The 16,693-nt window shown below is 72.9% G+C and carries 15 protein-coding genes and 1 pseudogene; 11 read left to right on the top strand and 5 right to left on the bottom strand.

The features are described from left to right. Positions 1–547: 547 nt before the first annotated feature. Positions 548–964, bottom strand: a complete 417-nt coding sequence (locus AB0D08_RS36800) for a PLD nuclease N-terminal domain-containing protein (protein ID WP_359894684.1) — start codon at positions 962–964, stop codon at positions 548–550. A gap of 102 nt (positions 965–1,066) precedes the next feature. Between AB0D08_RS36800 and AB0D08_RS36795 the strand changes: the two genes are divergently transcribed. The 3 genes from AB0D08_RS36795 (at position 1,067) to AB0D08_RS36785 (ending at position 3,921) form a co-directional block, all read left to right on the top strand. Continuing rightward, a complete protein-coding gene (locus AB0D08_RS36795; RefSeq protein WP_033823143.1) occupies positions 1,067–2,524 on the top strand; it encodes a menaquinone biosynthesis decarboxylase in 1,458 nt (485 codons plus the stop codon). Further along, positions 2,521–3,420, top strand: a complete 900-nt coding sequence (gene mqnP / locus AB0D08_RS36790) for a menaquinone biosynthesis prenyltransferase MqnP (RefSeq protein WP_149038426.1) — start codon at positions 2,521–2,523, stop codon at positions 3,418–3,420. Before AB0D08_RS36795 ends, mqnP begins: the two co-directional genes overlap by 4 nt. Before the next feature lie 126 nt (positions 3,421–3,546). Further along, positions 3,547–3,921, top strand: a complete 375-nt coding sequence (locus AB0D08_RS36785; protein ID WP_033823145.1) for a VOC family protein — start codon at positions 3,547–3,549, stop codon at positions 3,919–3,921. A 22-nt stretch (positions 3,922–3,943) separates the two neighbouring features. Here the strand turns inward: AB0D08_RS36785 and AB0D08_RS36780 are convergent, their stop codons facing one another. Further along, complete coding sequence (locus AB0D08_RS36780) at positions 3,944–4,654, bottom strand: MOSC N-terminal beta barrel domain-containing protein (protein WP_033823146.1); 711 nt, start codon at positions 4,652–4,654, stop codon at positions 3,944–3,946. A 98-nt stretch (positions 4,655–4,752) separates the two neighbouring features. Then, entirely contained in the window at positions 4,753–5,493 is a 741-nt protein-coding gene (locus tag AB0D08_RS36775) for a cyclase family protein (protein ID WP_033823147.1), read from the bottom strand. A gap of 78 nt (positions 5,494–5,571) precedes the next feature. Here AB0D08_RS36775 and AB0D08_RS36770 point away from each other — a divergent pair, with 78 nt between their 5' ends. The 6 genes from AB0D08_RS36770 (at position 5,572) to AB0D08_RS36745 (ending at position 11,620) form a co-directional block, all read left to right on the top strand. Next, positions 5,572–6,225: a UbiX family flavin prenyltransferase gene (locus AB0D08_RS36770; RefSeq protein ID WP_033823148.1), complete on the top strand. Its 654-nt coding sequence runs from the start codon at positions 5,572–5,574 to the stop codon at positions 6,223–6,225. A 120-nt stretch (positions 6,226–6,345) separates the two neighbouring features. Continuing rightward, a complete protein-coding gene (locus tag AB0D08_RS36765; protein WP_033823149.1) occupies positions 6,346–6,810 on the top strand; it encodes an Lrp/AsnC family transcriptional regulator in 465 nt (154 codons plus the stop codon). A 5-nt stretch (positions 6,811–6,815) separates the two neighbouring features. After that, positions 6,816–7,778: a threonine/serine dehydratase gene (locus tag AB0D08_RS36760; protein WP_033823150.1), complete on the top strand. Its 963-nt coding sequence runs from the start codon at positions 6,816–6,818 to the stop codon at positions 7,776–7,778. A gap of 110 nt (positions 7,779–7,888) precedes the next feature. Continuing rightward, positions 7,889–9,052 carry an aminofutalosine synthase MqnE gene (gene mqnE / locus AB0D08_RS36755; RefSeq protein WP_033823151.1) on the top strand — a complete coding sequence of 388 codons (1,164 nt, stop codon included), beginning with the start codon at positions 7,889–7,891 and terminating at the stop codon, positions 9,050–9,052. Between the two features lie 161 nt (positions 9,053–9,213). Next, a complete protein-coding gene (locus tag AB0D08_RS36750) occupies positions 9,214–10,545 on the top strand; it encodes a hypothetical protein (RefSeq protein WP_359894679.1) in 1,332 nt (443 codons plus the stop codon). Between the two features lie 133 nt (positions 10,546–10,678). Next, positions 10,679–11,620: a beta-ketoacyl-ACP synthase III gene (locus AB0D08_RS36745; protein ID WP_033823152.1), complete on the top strand. Its 942-nt coding sequence runs from the start codon at positions 10,679–10,681 to the stop codon at positions 11,618–11,620. A gap of 203 nt (positions 11,621–11,823) precedes the next feature. Here the strand turns inward: AB0D08_RS36745 and AB0D08_RS36740 are convergent, their stop codons facing one another. Then, positions 11,824–12,465, bottom strand: coding sequence for a TetR family transcriptional regulator (locus AB0D08_RS36740; protein ID WP_033823153.1), 642 nt, complete (start codon positions 12,463–12,465; stop codon positions 11,824–11,826). 379 nt (positions 12,466–12,844) lie between these two features. Between AB0D08_RS36740 and AB0D08_RS36735 the strand changes: the two genes are divergently transcribed. Continuing rightward, complete coding sequence (locus tag AB0D08_RS36735; protein WP_359894676.1) at positions 12,845–15,187, top strand: PQQ-binding-like beta-propeller repeat protein; 2,343 nt, start codon at positions 12,845–12,847, stop codon at positions 15,185–15,187. A gap of 90 nt (positions 15,188–15,277) precedes the next feature. Here the strand turns inward: AB0D08_RS36735 and galE are convergent, their stop codons facing one another. After that, on the bottom strand, positions 15,278–16,261 hold the full coding sequence (galE, locus tag AB0D08_RS36730; RefSeq protein ID WP_033822056.1) for a UDP-glucose 4-epimerase GalE: 984 nt from the start codon (positions 16,259–16,261) through the stop codon (positions 15,278–15,280). Between the two features lie 140 nt (positions 16,262–16,401). Between galE and AB0D08_RS36725 the strand changes: the two are divergent. After that, positions 16,402–16,693 (top strand): annotated as a pseudogene (locus AB0D08_RS36725) (signal protein PDZ); the annotation flags it as partial.

The raw sequence follows: 16,693 nt of genomic DNA, 5'->3' as shown, positions 1-16,693 counted from the left end.
AGCTTCCCCTTCGCGTGCTGCGCCTCGGTGGCCTTCTCGCTCGGGCCACGGCGGACCTGCTCCCGAAGGTCGTGCAGCTCGGCCACCCGACCCCGGGCGTCAGCGGGGGTCTCGGGGACCTCGTCGCCGATCGGCGCCTCGTGCAGAACCGTCATCTCGAAACCACTCCAAGTCGCCGCGGGAACTGTCCGACAGCCGGACCTGCGATGGGCGGCTGCTGCTGCGAACACTTCTTCACTTACGACAGTACGAGGCGGGGCGGCCGCGTTTCGGCGTTGATTCCGTACAAGGTCGAGAGCCATTAGATGTACAGGCTGAACAGAACACCGTTCGGCACCCCGGGTGGGCCACCCGGGGTCGGACGCGTGTCCGAGGGGCGTCCCGGTGGCCGGGACGGTGAGGAAACCGGCTGGTCAGCGGGGTGCGTCAGGGGGAGGAGGGGGGCCCGGCAGGCGGCCGCGGCCGGCCGGGCCCGGCCCGCCCGACCGGCGGCGGACGACGCGGCGAACGGGCGGTGACTCGTAGGGAAGCGCCAAAAACGTTTCCGTCAGGCCCGAGGCCCCTTTTCGGGGTCATCCTTGCCCTCGCGGAGGTCCTCCTCGCGGCGGCGCAGATCGGCCTCCCACTGCTTGAGCATGTCCTCGTGCCGCTGGTTGTCCCGCTTCAACGAAGCCAGGAACTCCGGGTCGTCGTCGGGTGCCAGCTGGCGCCCGCGCGGGCGCTCGTACTCCGGGAACCCGGCGGTCGGTCCGGAGGGCCAGGCCGCCGTGCGGGCGCGGGCCGAGCGGCGCTCCTTGCCGACCGCGAGCCAGGCGATCGAGCCGACCAGCGGGAACAGCAGCACGATGATCACCCAGGCCACCTTGGGCAGGTAGCGGACCTCCTCCTCCGGGGCGGTCAGGCAGTCGATGAAGGCCCACACCCAGAAGGCGAGCGCGAGCAGGAAAGGCAGGTTCCTCAGCACGGCGGTGAACTCCCCCGGAAAGGTCGGCAGACGGGCCGGACAGGCTCCGGAAGGGGACCCTGTTGGCGGGGCCAGGTTAGTCCGTGCCGGATACTGGCTGGCATGGCATACGACGATCTCCGTTCGTTTCTGAGGGCCCTGGAGCGAGAGGGCGACCTCAAGCGGATCAAGGCAGAGGTGGACCCGTACCTGGAGGTCGGGGAGATCGTCGACCGGGTGCAGAAGGCGAAGGGCCCGGCGCTGCTGTTCGAGAACGTCAAGGGCGCCTCGATGCCGCTGGCGATGAACGTCTTCGGCACCGAGCGGCGCCTCGCCAAGGCGCTCGGCCTGAAGTCCCCGGACGAGATCTCGGAGAAGATCGGCGGCCTGCTCAAGCCCGAGCTGCCGAACGGCTTCACCGGCATCCGCGAGGCCTTCGGCAAGCTGGCCTCGATGACGCACGTCCCGCCGAAGAAGGTGAAGTCCGGCGAGGCACCCGTCCAGGAGGTGGTGCTCACCGGCGACGACGTCGACCTGGACCGGCTGCCCGCCCTGTTCACCTGGCCGCAGGACGGCGGTTCCTTCTTCAACCTGGGCCTGACCCACACCAAGGACCCGGACACCGGGGTGCGCAACCTCGGCCTCTACCGCCTCCAGCGGCACGACCGGCGCACCATCGGCATGCACTGGCAGATCCACAAGGACAGCCGCAACCACGCCGCGGTCGCCGCCAAGCGGGGCGAGAAGCTCCCGGTGGCGATCGCCTTCGGCTGCCCGCCGGCCGTCACCTACGCGGCCACCGCGCCGCTGCCGGGCGACATCGACGAGTACCTGTTCGCCGGCTTCGTGGCCGGGGAGCGCACCCGGATGGTCGACTGCAAGACCGTCCCGCTCCAGGTGCCCGCCGACGCCGAGGTGGTGCTGGAGGGCTGGCTGGAGCCCGGCAAGATGCTGCCGGAGGGCCCGTTCGGCGACCACACCGGCTTCTACACGCCGCAGGAGCCGTTCCCGGCCCTGACCATCGACTGCGTGACCATGCGGCGGCGCCCGCTGCTCCAGTCCATCGTGGTCGGCCGCCCGCCGACCGAGGACGGCCCGCTGGGCAAGTTCACCGAGCGGTTCTTCCTGCCGCTGCTGAAGGTGATCATCCCGGACATCGTCGACTACGACCTGCCCGAGGCCGGCGGCTTCCACAACTGCGTGATCGTCTCGATCGACAAGAAGTACCCCAAGCACGCCCAGAAGGTGATGCACGCGATCTGGGGCGCCCACATGATGTCGCTGACCAAGCTGATCATCGTGGTCGACTCCGACTGCGACGTGCACGACTACCACGAGGTCGCCTGGCGGGCGCTCGGCAACGTCGACTACAGCCGCGACCTGTCCGTGGTCGAGGGCCCGGTCGACCACCTGGACCACGCCTCCTACCAGCAGTTCTGGGGCGGCAAGGCGGGCATCGACGCCACCCGTAAGCTGCCCGAGGAGGGCTACACCCGCGACGGCGGCTGGCCCGAGATGGTCGCCTCCGACCCGGCCACGGCCGAGCTGGTGACCAAGCGCTGGAAGGAATACGGACTGTGACCACGGCGGCCGTCCCGGCCAATCCGAACAAGGCCAAGGCCTTCCTGCGGCTGGTGATGATCGAGCACTCGGTCTTCGCCCTGCCGTTCGCTTACATCGCCGCGCTCACCGCGATGTACGAGCGCTACGGCGAGATCCGCTGGGGCGTCCTGCTCCTGGTCACCGTCTGCATGGTCGGCCTGCGGACCTTCGCGATGGCCGCGAACCGGATCATCGACCGCGAGATCGACTCCCGCAACCCCCGTACCGCGGGCCGCGAGCTGGTCACCGGCGCGGTCTCGCTGCGCACCGCCTACCTGGGCTCGGCCATCGCGCTGGTGGTCTTCCTCGGTGCGGCCGCCCTGCTCAACCCGCTCTGCCTGCTGCTCGCGCCGGTCGCCGTGGTGCCGATGGTGGTCTACCCGTACGGCAAGCGGTTCACCGACTTCCCGCACGCCATCCTCGGCCTCGCCCAGGCGATCGGCCCGGTCGGCGCCTGGCTGGCCGTCACCGGCTCCTGGTCCTGGGACGCCGTGGTGCTGGGCCTCGCGGTCGGCATCTGGATCGGCGGCTTCGACCTGATCTTCGGCTGCCAGGACGTCGCCGCCGACCGCGCCGAGGGCGTCCGTTCGGTGCCCGCCCGCTTCGGCATCCCGGCGGCCCTGTACGGCGCCCGCGCCTGCCACGCCGTCACCACCGGCCTGCTGGTCTGGTACGGCCTGCTCACCGACGCCGGCCCGGCCTTCTGGGCCGGCCTCGCCGTGGTCGCCGCCGCCTTCGTCTACGAGCACTCCATCGTCAAGCCCGGCGACCTCTCCCGCCTCAACCGGGCCTTCTTCACCACCAACGGCTTCGTCGGCATCTCCCTGTTCGCCTTCACCCTGGTCGACCTGGTCATCCGCGGCCTCGGCCGCTGACCACCGCGCCCGTCGCCCGCCCGGCCCACCGCCGGGACACGCGGCGGGCGCGGTGCTGTCGGGCGGCGACAGGGCACGGGATCCTGGGACGAGAGTCAGCCGTCCGCTGTGAGGGAGTGTCCACCGATGATCGGCAAGCTGCAGTGCGTGGTGCTGGACTGTCACTACCCGGCGGGTCTGGCCCATTTCTACGCCGGGCTGCTCGGCGGCGAGGTGGACCGGCCGGATCCGCGGTGGGCGCTGGACGAGGAGTGGTCGACGGTGCACGCGCCCGGCGGGCTGGTGCTGGCCTTCCAGCGGGTGGAGGACTTCCGGCCGCCGATGTGGCCGGACCCGGCGCACCCGCAGCAGCTGCACCTGGACATCGAGGTGGCCGACCTGGACGAGGCCGAGGCCAAGGTGGTCGCGCTCGGCGGGGTGCACAAGCTCAGCGAGGACTCCTGGCGGGTCTACACCGACCCGGCCGGGCACCCGTTCTGCCTGGTCCGGCACGCGGCCTGAGCCGCGGGGCGGGCCCGGGCGCTCAGTCCAGGACCAGGGTGTCCCCGATCCGGAGCCGTCCCGGGCGGGTGACGGTGGCCAGGGCGTCGAGCCGGCCGTCGTGGGCGTTGGTGATGGCCTTGAGGATCTCCGGGGCGTGCGGCAGCCCGGGCTGGGCGCTGCCGCTCATCGCGCAGCGCCCGCTGGAGCGGACGAACGCCAGCCGGACGCCCCGCCGCACCCCGCCGGCGCGGCCGAACCAGCCGTCCTCGGCGAACGCGGGGGTGCCGGGCGGTGTCCGCAACAGGATGTTGGGGCGGAAGCGCCGCTCGTCCACCACCGCCGTGGGCACGGCCGCCCTAACCCAGTCCAGGGTGGCGGTGGTGAGCACGCTGACCGGCAGCTGGTCGAAGTGCGGGACGCCGTCCTCCCGGGCGAGGCCGACGTCGTCGCGTTCCAGGTAGGCGCGGAGGAAGGCGACCGGGTCGGCGACCGGGCTGCCGAGCGGGTCGAACAGCTCGGGGGCGTCGATCCGGCTGCCGAGCCGGGAGCTGAGCCGCAGCAGGCCGTCCATCCGGCGCAGCCGCCGGGTGTTCTTCCCGGAGCCGAGCCGGCCGGCGCCGTCCCGGACGGCGTAGATCCGGTCCCCGGCCAGCCCGCGTCCGTCCACCTCGACGACGTCGAGCGGCTCGCCGCCGGTGGACTTCACCGGGTACCGCCAGAGCCGCTCCACGACTCCGATGATCTCTGCCATGGCGGGAGCCTATCGGCGCCGCCGGTTATGGTCTAGACCAACTCAAGACGCTCTGGCGGCAAGCCCGTTGGCGCACCACCGCCCCCGCCGGGCCGCGCTCACCCCAGCCGGGCCACCGCCCGGACCGGAGCGCCGTCGGCCGCCACCAGCCGCAGCGGGAACAGCGACACCTCCACCGCCCGCCCCGCGGCCTGGGCCGCCAGCAGCGGGGCCAGGTCGGTGAGGTTCTCGGCGATCACCGCGCCGCCCTCGGGCCCGAGCAGCACCCGGTGCGCCGCCAGTGTCGGCTCCTCGGGCGCCGGGTCGTGCTCGTCGGCCAGCTGCTCCAGCAGCGCGGCCACCGCCGGGTCGGCCGGGCCCGGGTCCGGCGTCGGGTCGACGGACAGCGCGTCCACCCCGACCGTACGGATGCCCGCGGCGACGATCGCGTCGGCGGCCTCCGCGGTCAGGTACGGGTGCGCCAGGTAGCGGTCGGTGCCCCAGTGGCGCGGCCAGCCGGTGGCCAGCAGGAGGACGGTGCCGGGCCCCGCCAGCGCCAGCGCGGGCGCCAGCAGCTGCGGTGTCACCGGCGCCCGGGGGGCCAGTCCGCGCAGGTCGGCCACGACGGCCGGACCGGTGAACAGCTCCAGCGGCAGCCCGTCCAGGGTGGGCCAGGTGAGGTCCACGTGGTACGGCGCGTCCACGTGCGTGCCGGTCTGCGAACCGAGGTGCAGGCCGAGCACGTTCACCCCCTCGTCGGCCGAGGTGAGGGCGGGCCGCAGCACCACCTCCGGGTCCCCGGGGTAGACGGGCATCCCCGTGGTGACCGGATGCGTGAGATCGATCAGCGTCGACGCCATGCCCCCCATCCTCCCGCAGCCCCGGGCCCGGGCCCCTCGACGGGGGCGCCCCGGCCGGCACGCCCTAGGGTGCGAGGTATGAACGATCAGCAGGTGCGCAGGCCGTGGGTGGTAGGGGTGTCGGGCGCGTCGGGCACGCCGTACGCGGCCTCGGTGATCCGGGGGCTGCTGGCGGCGGGTGAGGCGGTGGACCTGGTGGTCAGCCGCGCGGCCCGGCTCACCATCCTGGACGAGACCGGCATCTCCTTCCGCGACGCCCACTGGCGGGACGACCTGGCGGCCTGGACCGGTGTCGAGGACCTCTCCGGCGTCCGCCACTGGCCGGCCGGTGACTTCGCGGCCGGCCCCTCCAGCGGCTCCTACCCGGCCAAGGGGATGCTGGTGGTCCCCGCGACCACCGGCGCGGTGGCCGGGATCGCGCTGGGCCTGTCCAAGGACCTGCTCCAGCGCGTCGCCAGCGTGACCCTGAAGGAGCGCCGGCCGCTGGTGGTGTGCCTGCGCGAGACCCCCCTCAATGGGGTGACGCTGAAGCACCTCGTCGAGCTGGACGCCCAGGGAGCGGTGGTGCTGCCCGCCTCGCCGGGGTTCTACGCGGGCGGCTCCACCGCCCGTGAGCTGGTGGACTTCGTGGCCGGCCGGGTGCTGGACGCGGTGGGTGTGCCGCACGCGCTGTACCGCCGTTGGGAGGGTGAACTGGGCGGGGCGGTGAAGGCACCGGGGCGGGCCGGGTGAGAGTCCGGTGAACGGGAGAGTATGTTCTTTGCGATATCCGGGTCGATCCGCGTGTAACGCCTTTGATTTCGGATAATGATCAGTGGGTCTGGAGAGGTTCGGAAGGACGCGGGCAGGCATATGGACTCAGTGGACAGACAGCTCATCCAGGCGCTCCGGGAGAACGGCCGCGCCTCGTACGCCGAGCTCGGCCGGCTGGTCGGCCTGTCCGGCCCCAGCGTGACCGACCGGATCAACCGGCTGGAGCAGGCCGGTGTGATCACCGGCTACCGGGCGACCGTCAACCCGGCCTCGCTGGGCTACGGCGTGACCGCCCTGATCGGTCTTCAGCTGACCGACGCCGCCGACCACGAGGACGTGGCGCACCGGCTCAAGGACCTCCCCGAGGTCGAGGACTGCTGGTTCATCGCGGGCGACGACTCGTACATGCTCAAGGTCAGGGTCCCGGACGTGGAGGGACTGGAGTCGGTGGTCAAGCGGATCTCCGGCACCAAGGGTGTGGCCCGCACCAGGACCACGGTGGTCCTCTCCACCAAGTGGGAGAACCGGGTGAGCGAACTGCCGCTGACGGACATGGGGGAGTGACGTCGATGCCACTGGTCGGACTGGAGGAGCTGCGCGCCGCGCAGCAGCGCATCGCCGGGGTGGCCGTACGGACCCCGCTGCTGCCGTGCCCGTGGGCCGCGGAAGGTACCCGTGCGCTCTGGCTGAAGCCGGAGAGCCTCCAGCCCACCGGGGCGTTCAAGATCCGCGGTGCCTACAACCGCCTCGCCGCGCTGAGCGAGGCCGAGCGGGCCCGCGGTGTCGTCGCCCAGTCCAGTGGCAACCACGCGCAGGCGGTGGCGTACGCGGCCCGGATCCTCGGGATCAAGGCCGTCATCGTGATGCCCGACACCTCGCCGGCCGTCAAGGTCGACAACACCCGCTCGTTCGGTGCCGAGGTGGTCCTGGTGCCGCCCGGCGAGCGGGACACCCTGCCCGCCGAACTGGTCGAGCGGCACGGCTACGTCTGGGTGCCGCCGTACGACGACCCGTACATCATCGCCGGGCAGGGCACCGTCGGCCTGGAGATCGCCGAGGACGCCCCGGACGAGCTGGACACCGTGCTCGTCCCGGTCAGCGGCGGCGGTCTGATCTCCGGTACCGCGGCCGCCCTCAAGCTGGCCTGCCCGGGCGTCCGGGTGATCGGCGTCGAGCCGGAGCTGGCCGCCGACGCGCAGCAGAGCCTGCGCACCGGCCGGCACGCCGTCTGGCCGGTCGCGGACACCTACCGCACCCTCGCGGACGGGCTGCGCACCCCGTCCGTCGGCGTGCTGCCGTTCGAGCACCTGCAGGCGTACGTGGACGACATCGTGACGGTCACCGAGGACGAGATCCGCGCCACCGTGGCCCTCCTCGCCCGCCGCGGCCGCCTGGTCGCCGAGCCCTCGGGCGCCGTCGCCCCCGCCGCCTACTTCCACCGCGCCGGCGAGCTCGAGGGCCGGGTCTTCGCCGCGGTCGTCAGCGGCGGCAACCTCGACCCGGCGCTGCTGTCCGAACTCCTCGCCGGGTAGCGGCGGCCGCCGTCCGCCGGGGTGGTGCGGCCCGGTTGCCGGGCCCGGCGGGCGCTAGGCGTAGTCTCGGTTCCGGCATTGATTCGAAGTCGGAGGAGGCGGAGCGCCGCATGGACGCAGGGCTCAAGCGCGAGCTGGAGGCGAAGGTCTACGCGGGTGAGCGGCTGACCCGCGAGGACGGCATCGCGCTCTACGAGAGCGACGACCTGGCCTGGCTGGGCGGTCTCGCGCACCACGTGCGGACGCGCAAGAACGGTGACGTGGTCCACTTCAACGTCAACCGTCACCTCAACATGACCAACGTCTGCGCGGCCTCCTGCGCGTACTGCTCGTTCCAGCGCAAGCCGGGCGAGAAGGACGCCTACACGATGCGGATCGAGGAGGCGGTCAAGCTCGCGAAGGCGATGGAGGTCGACTCCCTCACCGAGCTGCACATCGTCAACGGCCTGCACCCGACGCTGCCCTGGCGCTACTACCCGCGCTCCCTGCGCGAGCTGAAGGCCGCGCTGCCCAACGTCTCGCTCAAGGCGTTCACCGCCACCGAGATCCACTGGTTCGAGCGGATCAGCGGCCTGAGCGCCTCCGAGATCCTGGACGAGCTGATCGACGCCGGTCTGGAGTCGCTGACCGGCGGCGGCGCCGAGATCTTCGACTGGGAGGTCCGGCAGCACATCGTCGACCACGAGACCCACTGGGAGGACTGGTCGCGGATCCACCGCCTGGCGCACGAGAAGGGCCTCAAGACCCCGTGCACCATGCTGTACGGGCACATCGAGGAGCCCCGCCACCGGGTGGACCACGTGCTGCGGCTGCGTGAGCTGCAGGACGAGACCGGCGGGTTCCAGGTCTTCATCCCGCTGCGCTACCAGCACGACTTCCACGACTCCAAGGACGGCATCGTCCGCAACAAGCTGATGGACCGTACCGAGATGGCGACCGGCGCCGAGGCGCTGAAGACCTTCGCGGTCTCCCGGCTGCTGTTCGACAACGTGCCGCACGTCAAGGTCTTCTGGGTGATGCACGGCGTCACCACCGCCCAGCTGGCGCTCAGCCACGGCGCGGACGACATGGACGGCTCGGTGGTCGAGTACAAGATCACGCACGACGCGGACAACTTCGGCACGCCGAACAAGCTCGGCCGTGACGACCTGCTGGACCTGATCCGCGACGCCGGCTTCCGCCCGGTGGAGCGCAACACCCGCTACGAGGTCATCCGCGAGTACGACGGCCCGGACCTGCAGCGCCGTGAGACCCCGCAGGCGATGCGCCTCTGACCAGGCGTCCCCGGCCCGCCGCCCGTGCCCCCGAGGGGCCGGGCGGCGGACGTCATGGACCGGCCCGGACGGGCCCGTTCATGAAAGGGAGCGCGTATGCTCACAGGCTCACCACACGCCACGGGTTCCGCTCCGCCCCGAGGCTTGGAAGGATCGTCAGCATGTCCGGTTCCTACCGTGCCCAAGCGCCGTACCCCCAGGCCGCCCCGGCGGCACCGTACGGCGGCGGGCCGGTGCCGGGCCACCCGGCCGGGCCGCAGGACCCGTGGGCCGGGCAGCACCAGTACCGGGCCCAGGATCCGTACCAGCAGCCGTACGACCCCTACCAGGGCCACCCGCAGGCCGGCGGGTACGACGGACATCAGGGCGGGTACCGGACCGGGCAGCAGCAGTACCAGGAGCCCCACCCGGCGTACCAGCCGACGCAGTCCTTCCAGCAGTACCCGGCCGAGCCGGCCGGCGACCTGTACGCCGAGGACCCGTACGCCGAGGACCTCTATGCCGAGGACCTGTACGCCGAGGACCTGTACGACGCCGAGCCCTTCGAGGCCGCACCCCCCGCGCCCGTACCGCCCGTCTCCCCGGCGCCCGCTCCCCTGACCGCCGGGCGGCGGGCCGCCGTTCCGGAGGGGGCCGAGGACCGCTCGCGCGGCCACCGGCGCAAGCCGAAGGCCAAGCGCCGCGGCGGGCGGGCGACGGTGGGCGCGGCGGTGGTCCTGGCGGCCGCGGCGGGCTGGTTCTCCGTCGGCCCCGGGCGCGGCCTGCCCGCGTCGATGGTCAGCGCCCTGGACCATCCCGAGCCGGACCAGGTCACGCCCCGGACCGACGACCCGGCCGCCGCCGCGGCCGCGAACCGCACCGAGGCGCCCGTCGCCGACCGCTCCACCCGGTCCGACACCGGCCTGGCCGCCATCGCCGGCCTCGGCCCGTCCTGGATGGCGAAGATACCCGCGCAGACCAACCAGCTGGTGCTGGTCTCGGGCCGCGGCAAGGACTCACCCGACTCCACCGTGACGATCTGGACCCGCACGCCCGGCGGCGGCTGGAAGCCCGGGACGAGCTGGCCCTCGCACAACGCCCTCAAGGGCTGGACGGCCTCGCACACCGAGGGCGACCTGCACAGCCCGGTCGGCCTGTTCTCGCTCAGCGACGCCGGCGGCCGCAAGCCCAACCCGGGCAGCGCCATGCCGTACAGCGAGGACGCGAACTTCGTGATGGGCGGCAAGGGCTTCAACGGGGAGCCGCTGGCCGGCTCGTTCGACTATGTGGTCGCGATCGACTACAACCGGGTGACCGGCCGCTCACCGCTGGACACCGCCAAGCCCGAGGGCAAGGCCAAGGGCGGCGGCGTGTGGCTGCACCTCGACCACGGCGGCCCCACCCACGGCTGCGTCTCGCTGACCGAGGACCACATGGTCGAGCTGATCAAGACGCTCGACCCGGCGGCCCATCCGATGATCGCGATGGGCGACGCGGACTCGCTGGCGGTCTGACCTGGGCGGTCGGGCGCCACCGCGGCCGGCCCGCTGTGCCAAGGGGTGTTGTCCGGCCCCTACAGCATCCGCCGCCGGATCCTGTCTGAGGGCGTCACCGCCCGACTCGCCGGTAACCGGGTTGAGTTGCGGTATGACCGCCTCTCGTATCGTTTCGCTCGGCCACTACCAGCCGCCCAAGGTCCTCACCAACGACGACCTGGCGAAGCTGGTCGACACCGACGACGAGTGGATCCGCTCCCGGGTGGGCATCCGCACCCGGCACATCGCGGTCGACGAGACCCTGGTCGACCTGGCCACCGAGGCCGCCCAGAAGGCCCTGGCCGGCAGCGGCTTCCAGGCCGCCGAGATCGACCTGGTGGTGGTCGCCACCTGCACCGCCGTGGAGCGCAGCCCCAACACCGCCGCCGCGGTCGCCGCCCGGCTCGGGGTGCCCTCCCCGGCCGCGTACGACATCAACACGGTCTGCTCGGGCTTCTCGTACGCGCTGGCCACCGCCGACCACGCGATCCGGGCCGGTTCGGCCACCCGGGCGCTGGTGATCGGCGCGGAGCGGATGTCGGACACCATCGACTGGACCGACCGCTCGACCTGCGTGATCTTCGGCGACGGGGCCGGTGCGGCCGTGGTCGAGGCGGTGCCGGACGAGCAGTCCGGGATCGGGCCGGTGGTCTGGGGCTCGACCCCGGAGAAGGGCGACGCCGTGGTGATCACCGGCTGGGACCCGACCATCAGCCAGCAGGGCCAGGCCGTGTTCCGCTGGGCGACCACCGCCATCGCCCCGCTGGCCCGGGAGACCTGCCGCAAGGCCGGGCTGGAGCCGTCCGAGCTCAAGGGCTTCGTCGCGCACCAGGCGAACCTGCGGATCATCGACGCCATCGCGGCCAAGCTCGGCGCGCCGGACGCCGTGGTGGCGCGCGATGTGGTGGACTCGGGCAACACCTCGGCCGCCTCGATCCCGCTGGCACTGTCCAAGCTGGTCGAGCGGGGTGAGCTGGCCTCGGGCGACCCGGTGCTGCTGTTCGGCTTCGGCGGCGGTCTGGCGTACGCCGGCCAGGTGGTGCGCTGCCCGTAGCGCGCAGCCCCGTACACACGCCGGTGGGGCGGCCGGAATCGCTGGATTCCGGCCGCCCCACCGTGGTGCTGCGGCTCGTTGGTGCGCGTCACGGTACGTCGGCGGACCTCCCCCGAGGACACGGCCGCCGTCCGACACACCCCGGACAGGAGGCCGGGAGCTGCGCGCGGGATGGACGGGGTGGGTGGTGCGGTGGGGCGGACCTACTTGGGCGGCTTCTTTCCGGCCACGCCCAGGTAGACCTGGAGGGCCAGGTTGGGCTTGAGGTCCTTGACCTTGACGCCCCAGGAGGTGAACGCCTTCTGGTGCTCGGCCGCCGAGGCCAGCAGCGAGATCAGCGCGCCGGCGACCGCCGCCGGGTCGACCGACTTGTCGGTCTTGCCCTGATTCGCCTTCACCGCCTCGGAGAGCGGTCCGGCCACCGAGTTGAGGACTTTCATGCGGATCTTGAAGAACCGCTTGTCCCCCTCGGCTGCACCGAGAGTGACGACGCGCAGAATGGCGTCGTTCTTGCGCCAGAAGGCGAGGAATCCGTCCACCAGATCTTCCGAAGTGGCGTAGCCGGTCTTTCCCGCCCAGGACTTTCCATCGACGAGCTCTTTGAGCCCGGCGCTGTCCTCGGCCATTTCCTCTGCGATCTCGAGGACGGCGCCCTCGACATCCGGGAAGTACTGGTAGAAGGTCGCGGGGGAGGTACCCGCCATACGGGCGACGTCGATGACCTTGACGTCCCGATACGGCGACGTGCTGAGCATCTCGCGGAGGCAGTCGAGCAGCTTCTGCCGCGTCTCCTGTCCGCGTCGCCCGGCGACGCGACCGTCGACGGTGCGAACTTGTCCTGTCATGCCGTCAGCTTACCGTGGCGAGATCTTGGCGCGATTCGGTGATGCGACTATTACGCCGCCCGGGGGTGCTAAAGCGGGGGTGCCGAGGAGTGTACGCACGGAATTTCAACTGATCGCCGGGATGGTGTTGAAGCCCCCCCGTGCACTGATGACCCCACAGCGTGACGAAGGGTCTGCTGAGGGGAGGTCGGATGACCGACTGTGACCATCGGCGAACCGTCAGATGGTGCCGGCGGTGCTCCGGGGGCGGCCGGGGCGGCGGGCGGCGGGCATCCGCCGACGCGTCGAGGGCGGGGGAGATTGGATCCCGGGGGGTGCGCATTGGACAATCGGTCCGGCACCCCGACGGGTGGCGGCGGTAAGGGGAGGTGGCAACGGAGTGGACCAGCTGACGGCGCACGATCCGAGACGGATCGGGCCCTTCGAGGTGCTCGGGCGGCTCGGCGCGGGCGGGATGGGTCTGGTCTATCTGGCGCGGTCGGCGTCCGGCCGGAGGGTCGCCATCAAGACCGTGCGCGCCGAACTGGCCGAGGACGACCTGTTCCGGGTCCGGTTCGCCCGGGAGATCGCGGCGGCCAAGACGGTTGGCGGGTTCTACACCGCCGCCGTGGTCGACGCGGACGCGGACGCGGCGGTGCCCTGGCTGGCGACCGCCTACGTGCCCGCGCCCTCGCTGGAGGACCTGGTCAACGAGTGCGGCCCGCTGCCGGTGGACGCGGTCCGCTGGCTGACCGCCGGGATCGCCGAGGCGCTGCAGTCGATCCACCACGCCGGGCTGGTCCACCGCGACCTGAAGCCGTCCAACGTGCTGGTGGTCGAGGACGGCCCGCGGGTGATCGACTTCGGGATCGCGGCCGGGGTGTCCAACACCCGCCTCACCATGACCAACGTCGCGGTCGGCACCCCCGCCTACATGTCGCCCGAGCAGGCCCGCGACAGCCGCAGCGTCAAGGGCGCCAGCGACGTCTTCTCGCTCGGCTCGCTGATCGTCTTCTGTGCCACCGGCCACGCCCCGTACCGCGGCTCCAACCCGGTGGAGACGGTGTTCCAGCTGCTGCGCGACCAGCCGGACCTCTCCGGGCTGCCGCTGGAGCTGGTCGACCTGGTCCGGGCGTGCATGCGGCCCGCGCCCGAGCACCGGCCGACGCCCGCCCAGCTGCAGGCCGAGCTGGCCCCGCACCTGTTCTCCCGGGACGACGCCGCGGGCGAGGCCGGCGACTGGCTGCCGCCCGCCGCGCTGGACCTGATCGAGCGCAGGCGCAGCCGCCGCCCGGTGCCGCCCGCGCCGGTGCAGCCGCCGCCGGTGCCCTCGGCCCACCCGGTCCAGCCGCCGCCCGTCCTGCTGCCGCCGCCGGGCCGGCCGCCGACGCCGGTCCGCACGCCCGACCCCCGGACCGACGGCGGTTCGCTGGGCGGCGAGGCGGCCACCGAGAAGATCCGCGGCGGCCGGCCGCCGGGCGGCGGGGAGCCCGAGGTGCGGCTGCCGGGCGCCTCGGTGCGGATAGGGCCCGGGCCGCGCGCCGACCAGACCGGCAGCGTCGCCCCCGCCGTCCCGGCGACCGGCACGGACTGGGTCCGCCGGACCGGGGCCGCGCCCGTACCGCGTCCCGGGCAGCCGTCCCAGGGGGCGCCCGCCGCGCGCTGGCGGCCCTGGCGGTTCCGGATGTCCAACGACGTCTGGGGCACCCCGGTGGTCGCGGACGGCACGCTGTTCGTCTCCAGCTTCGAGGTGCACGCGCTCGACATCGCCTCCGGCGAGCGCCGCTACAAGACCCGGGACGTGGCCTGGGCGCTGGCCGTGGACTCGGGGCGGGTGCACGCGGCCGACGGCCCGCACCTGTACACCGTCGACGTCGCGGACGGCACCGAGCGCTGGCGCAGTTCGCTGGACGGCTGGATCTTCTCGCTGGACGCCGCCGACGGGGTGCTCTGCTGCGGGATCAGGGGCGGCGGGGTGCAGCTGCGTTCGGCGGCCAGCGGCGCCGAGCTGTGGCGGGCCGACGACGCCCAGCAGGACTACGAGAACCCGCAGTCCGGGCCGGCCCTGGTCGGCGGCGCCGCGTACTACCACGGCGCCGGCCGGCTGCGCTGCGTGGACCCGCGCGGGGGCGGGCTGCGCTGGTCCTTCCAGCTGGGCGAGGAGGTGCCCTCCCGCCCGGTCGGGCGCGCCGGGGTGGTGTACGCGACGGCGGGCACCCGGGTGCACGCGCTGGACGCGGCGACGGGTGCGGAGCGCTGGCGGTTCGACGCGCCGGTGGTGCTGTTCACCCCGCCCGCGGTGGACGACGGGGCGGTCTACGTCGCCGACTACCTGGGGACGCTGTACGCGCTGGACGCCGCCACCGGCCGGGAGCGCTGGCGCGGCCGGACCGCGCCCCGGCAGGGGGCCGAGCCGGTGGTGCTGGCCGACGACACCGCCCTGCTCGGCTCGGGCGACACGCTGTTCGCCTTCGACACCGCCTCGGGGCGGGAGCGCTGGCGCTACGCGGCGCGCGGCGAGATCGTCGGCCTGCCGGCGGTCGCCGACGGGCTGGTGCACCTCGGCAGCAAGGACCACTCGCTGCACACCGTGGACCTGGCCACCGGCCGGCTGCGCTGGGAGCTGGGCACCAAGGGCGAGCTGACCGGTTCCCCGGTGGCGGTCGGCGGCCGGGTCTTCGTCGGCAGCAAGGACCGCTGCGTTTACGCGCTCGACTCGTACTACGGGACGGCGGTGCCGTAGGCCCGGCGGTGGTGTCGGGCGGCGGCCCGGCCGGACGGGCGGGGGCCCGTCCGCGGGCTGCGGACGGGCCCCGGGCGCGGGGGCGGGTGGTCAGGCCCGGCGGGCCTGCGGGTGGCGGGCGCACCAGCCGTCCCAGGCGGAGGCGACCATCGACTCGACCTCGTGCCGGGCCGACCAGCCGAGCTCCTGGTGGATCAGGTCGGCGGCGGCCACCACCCGGGCCGGGTCGCCCGCCCTGCGCGGGGTGATCTCGGGGGTGGTGTCGTAGCCGGTGACCCGGCCGATCACGGCGAGCATCTCCTGGACCGACACGCCCTCGCCGCGGCCGATGTTGAGGGTCAGGTTGACCTGTCCGGCGGCGGCGTCGAGCCGCTTGACGGCGGCCACGTGGGCCGAGGCGATGTCCTCGACGTGGATGAAGTCGCGGACGCAGCTGCCGTCCGGGGTGGGGTAGTCGTCGCCGAAGACGAGCGGGGCGCGGCCGGCGGTCAGCCGCTCGAAGACCATCGGGACCAGGTTGGTGACGCCCTCGTCGGACAGCTCGGGGGAGGCCGCGCCGGCCACGTTGAAGTAGCGCAGCGACACGGTGGACAGGCCGTGCGCCTTGGCGGCGGCGTTGATCAGCCACTCGCCGACCAGCTTGGTCTCGCCGTACGGGTTGATCGGCGCGCAGGGGGTGTCCTCGGTGACCAGGTCGACGTCCGGCATCCCGTAGACGGCGGCCGAGGAGGAGAACAGCACCCGCCCGACGCCGGCTGCGACGGCCGCGTCCAGCACCACCCGCAGGCCCTCGACGTTCTCCTGGTAGTAGCGCAGCGGCTCGGCGACCGATTCGCCGACCTGCTTCTTGGCCGCGATGTGCAGCACGCCGGTGACGCCGTGCTCGCGGATCGCGCGGTCGACGGCGGCCCGGTCGAGGGTCGAGCCGACCACCAGCGGCACCCCGGCGGGCAGCCGCCCGGCGGCACCGCTGCTGAGATCGTCCAGGACGACGACCTGCTCGCCGGCCGCGGCCAGCTGCTGTGTGACATGCCCGCCGATGTAGCCGGCCCCGCCTGTGATCAACCAAGTCATGCACCGAATCCTATGGCGGCGCGCCGCCCCGATGAACCGGACATAAAGGTGAAATGCTGACAAAGGTCGGTCCGTTCGCGGCCCTTGAGGGGCCGGGAGCCCGCTGCCGACCGTGTACGCACGAACCGGAGGACGTCCAGGTGCGCCCCAAGAAGGTCCCGACCCGGCCGATCCCGGCCGGACCCCGCCCGACCGGCCCCAAGGCCCGGCTGCTGCCCGCCGTCCTGCTGACCCTGGCTGCCCTGGTGCTGACCGGCTGCTCCGGCGGCTCCTCGTCCTCGTCCGCCGCCGCGTCCTCCTCGGGGGCGCTGCCCTCCCCGTCCTCGTCCGCGGCCAACCAGCTGGAGAGCGACTACCAGCGGGTGATCGCGACCGTCCTGCCCTCGGTGGTCCAGATCACCGCCGGCGACAGCCTCGGCTCCGGCATCGTCT

The organism is Kitasatospora sp. NPDC048540 (genome assembly GCF_040651175.1).
Taxonomy (GTDB): domain Bacteria; phylum Actinomycetota; class Actinomycetes; order Streptomycetales; family Streptomycetaceae; genus Kitasatospora.
This window is presented reverse-complemented; position numbering and strand designations above follow the sequence as displayed.

Bases quoted from the DNA above. Each gene is read 5' to 3' on its own strand.
- AB0D08_RS36795 (WP_033823143.1), top strand. From the start codon at position 1,067: ATGGCATACGACGATCTCCGTTCGTTTCTGAGGGCCCTGGAGCGAGAG.
- AB0D08_RS36785 (WP_033823145.1), top strand. From the start codon at position 3,547: ATGATCGGCAAGCTGCAGTGCGTGGTGCTGGACTGTCACTACCCGGCG.
- AB0D08_RS36780 (WP_033823146.1), bottom strand. From the start codon at position 4,654: ATGGCAGAGATCATCGGAGTCGTGGAGCGGCTCTGGCGGTACCCGGTG.
- AB0D08_RS36775 (WP_033823147.1), bottom strand. From the start codon at position 5,493: ATGGCGTCGACGCTGATCGATCTCACGCATCCGGTCACCACGGGGATG.
- AB0D08_RS36770 (WP_033823148.1), top strand. From the start codon at position 5,572: ATGAACGATCAGCAGGTGCGCAGGCCGTGGGTGGTAGGGGTGTCGGGC.
- AB0D08_RS36765 (WP_033823149.1), top strand. From the start codon at position 6,346: ATGGACTCAGTGGACAGACAGCTCATCCAGGCGCTCCGGGAGAACGGC.
- AB0D08_RS36760 (WP_033823150.1), top strand. From the start codon at position 6,816: ATGCCACTGGTCGGACTGGAGGAGCTGCGCGCCGCGCAGCAGCGCATC.
- mqnE (WP_033823151.1), top strand. From the start codon at position 7,889: ATGGACGCAGGGCTCAAGCGCGAGCTGGAGGCGAAGGTCTACGCGGGT.
- AB0D08_RS36750 (WP_359894679.1), top strand. From the start codon at position 9,214: ATGTCCGGTTCCTACCGTGCCCAAGCGCCGTACCCCCAGGCCGCCCCG.
- AB0D08_RS36745 (WP_033823152.1), top strand. From the start codon at position 10,679: ATGACCGCCTCTCGTATCGTTTCGCTCGGCCACTACCAGCCGCCCAAG.
- AB0D08_RS36740 (WP_033823153.1), bottom strand. From the start codon at position 12,465: ATGACAGGACAAGTTCGCACCGTCGACGGTCGCGTCGCCGGGCGACGC.
- galE (WP_033822056.1), bottom strand. From the start codon at position 16,261: ATGACTTGGTTGATCACAGGCGGGGCCGGCTACATCGGCGGGCATGTC.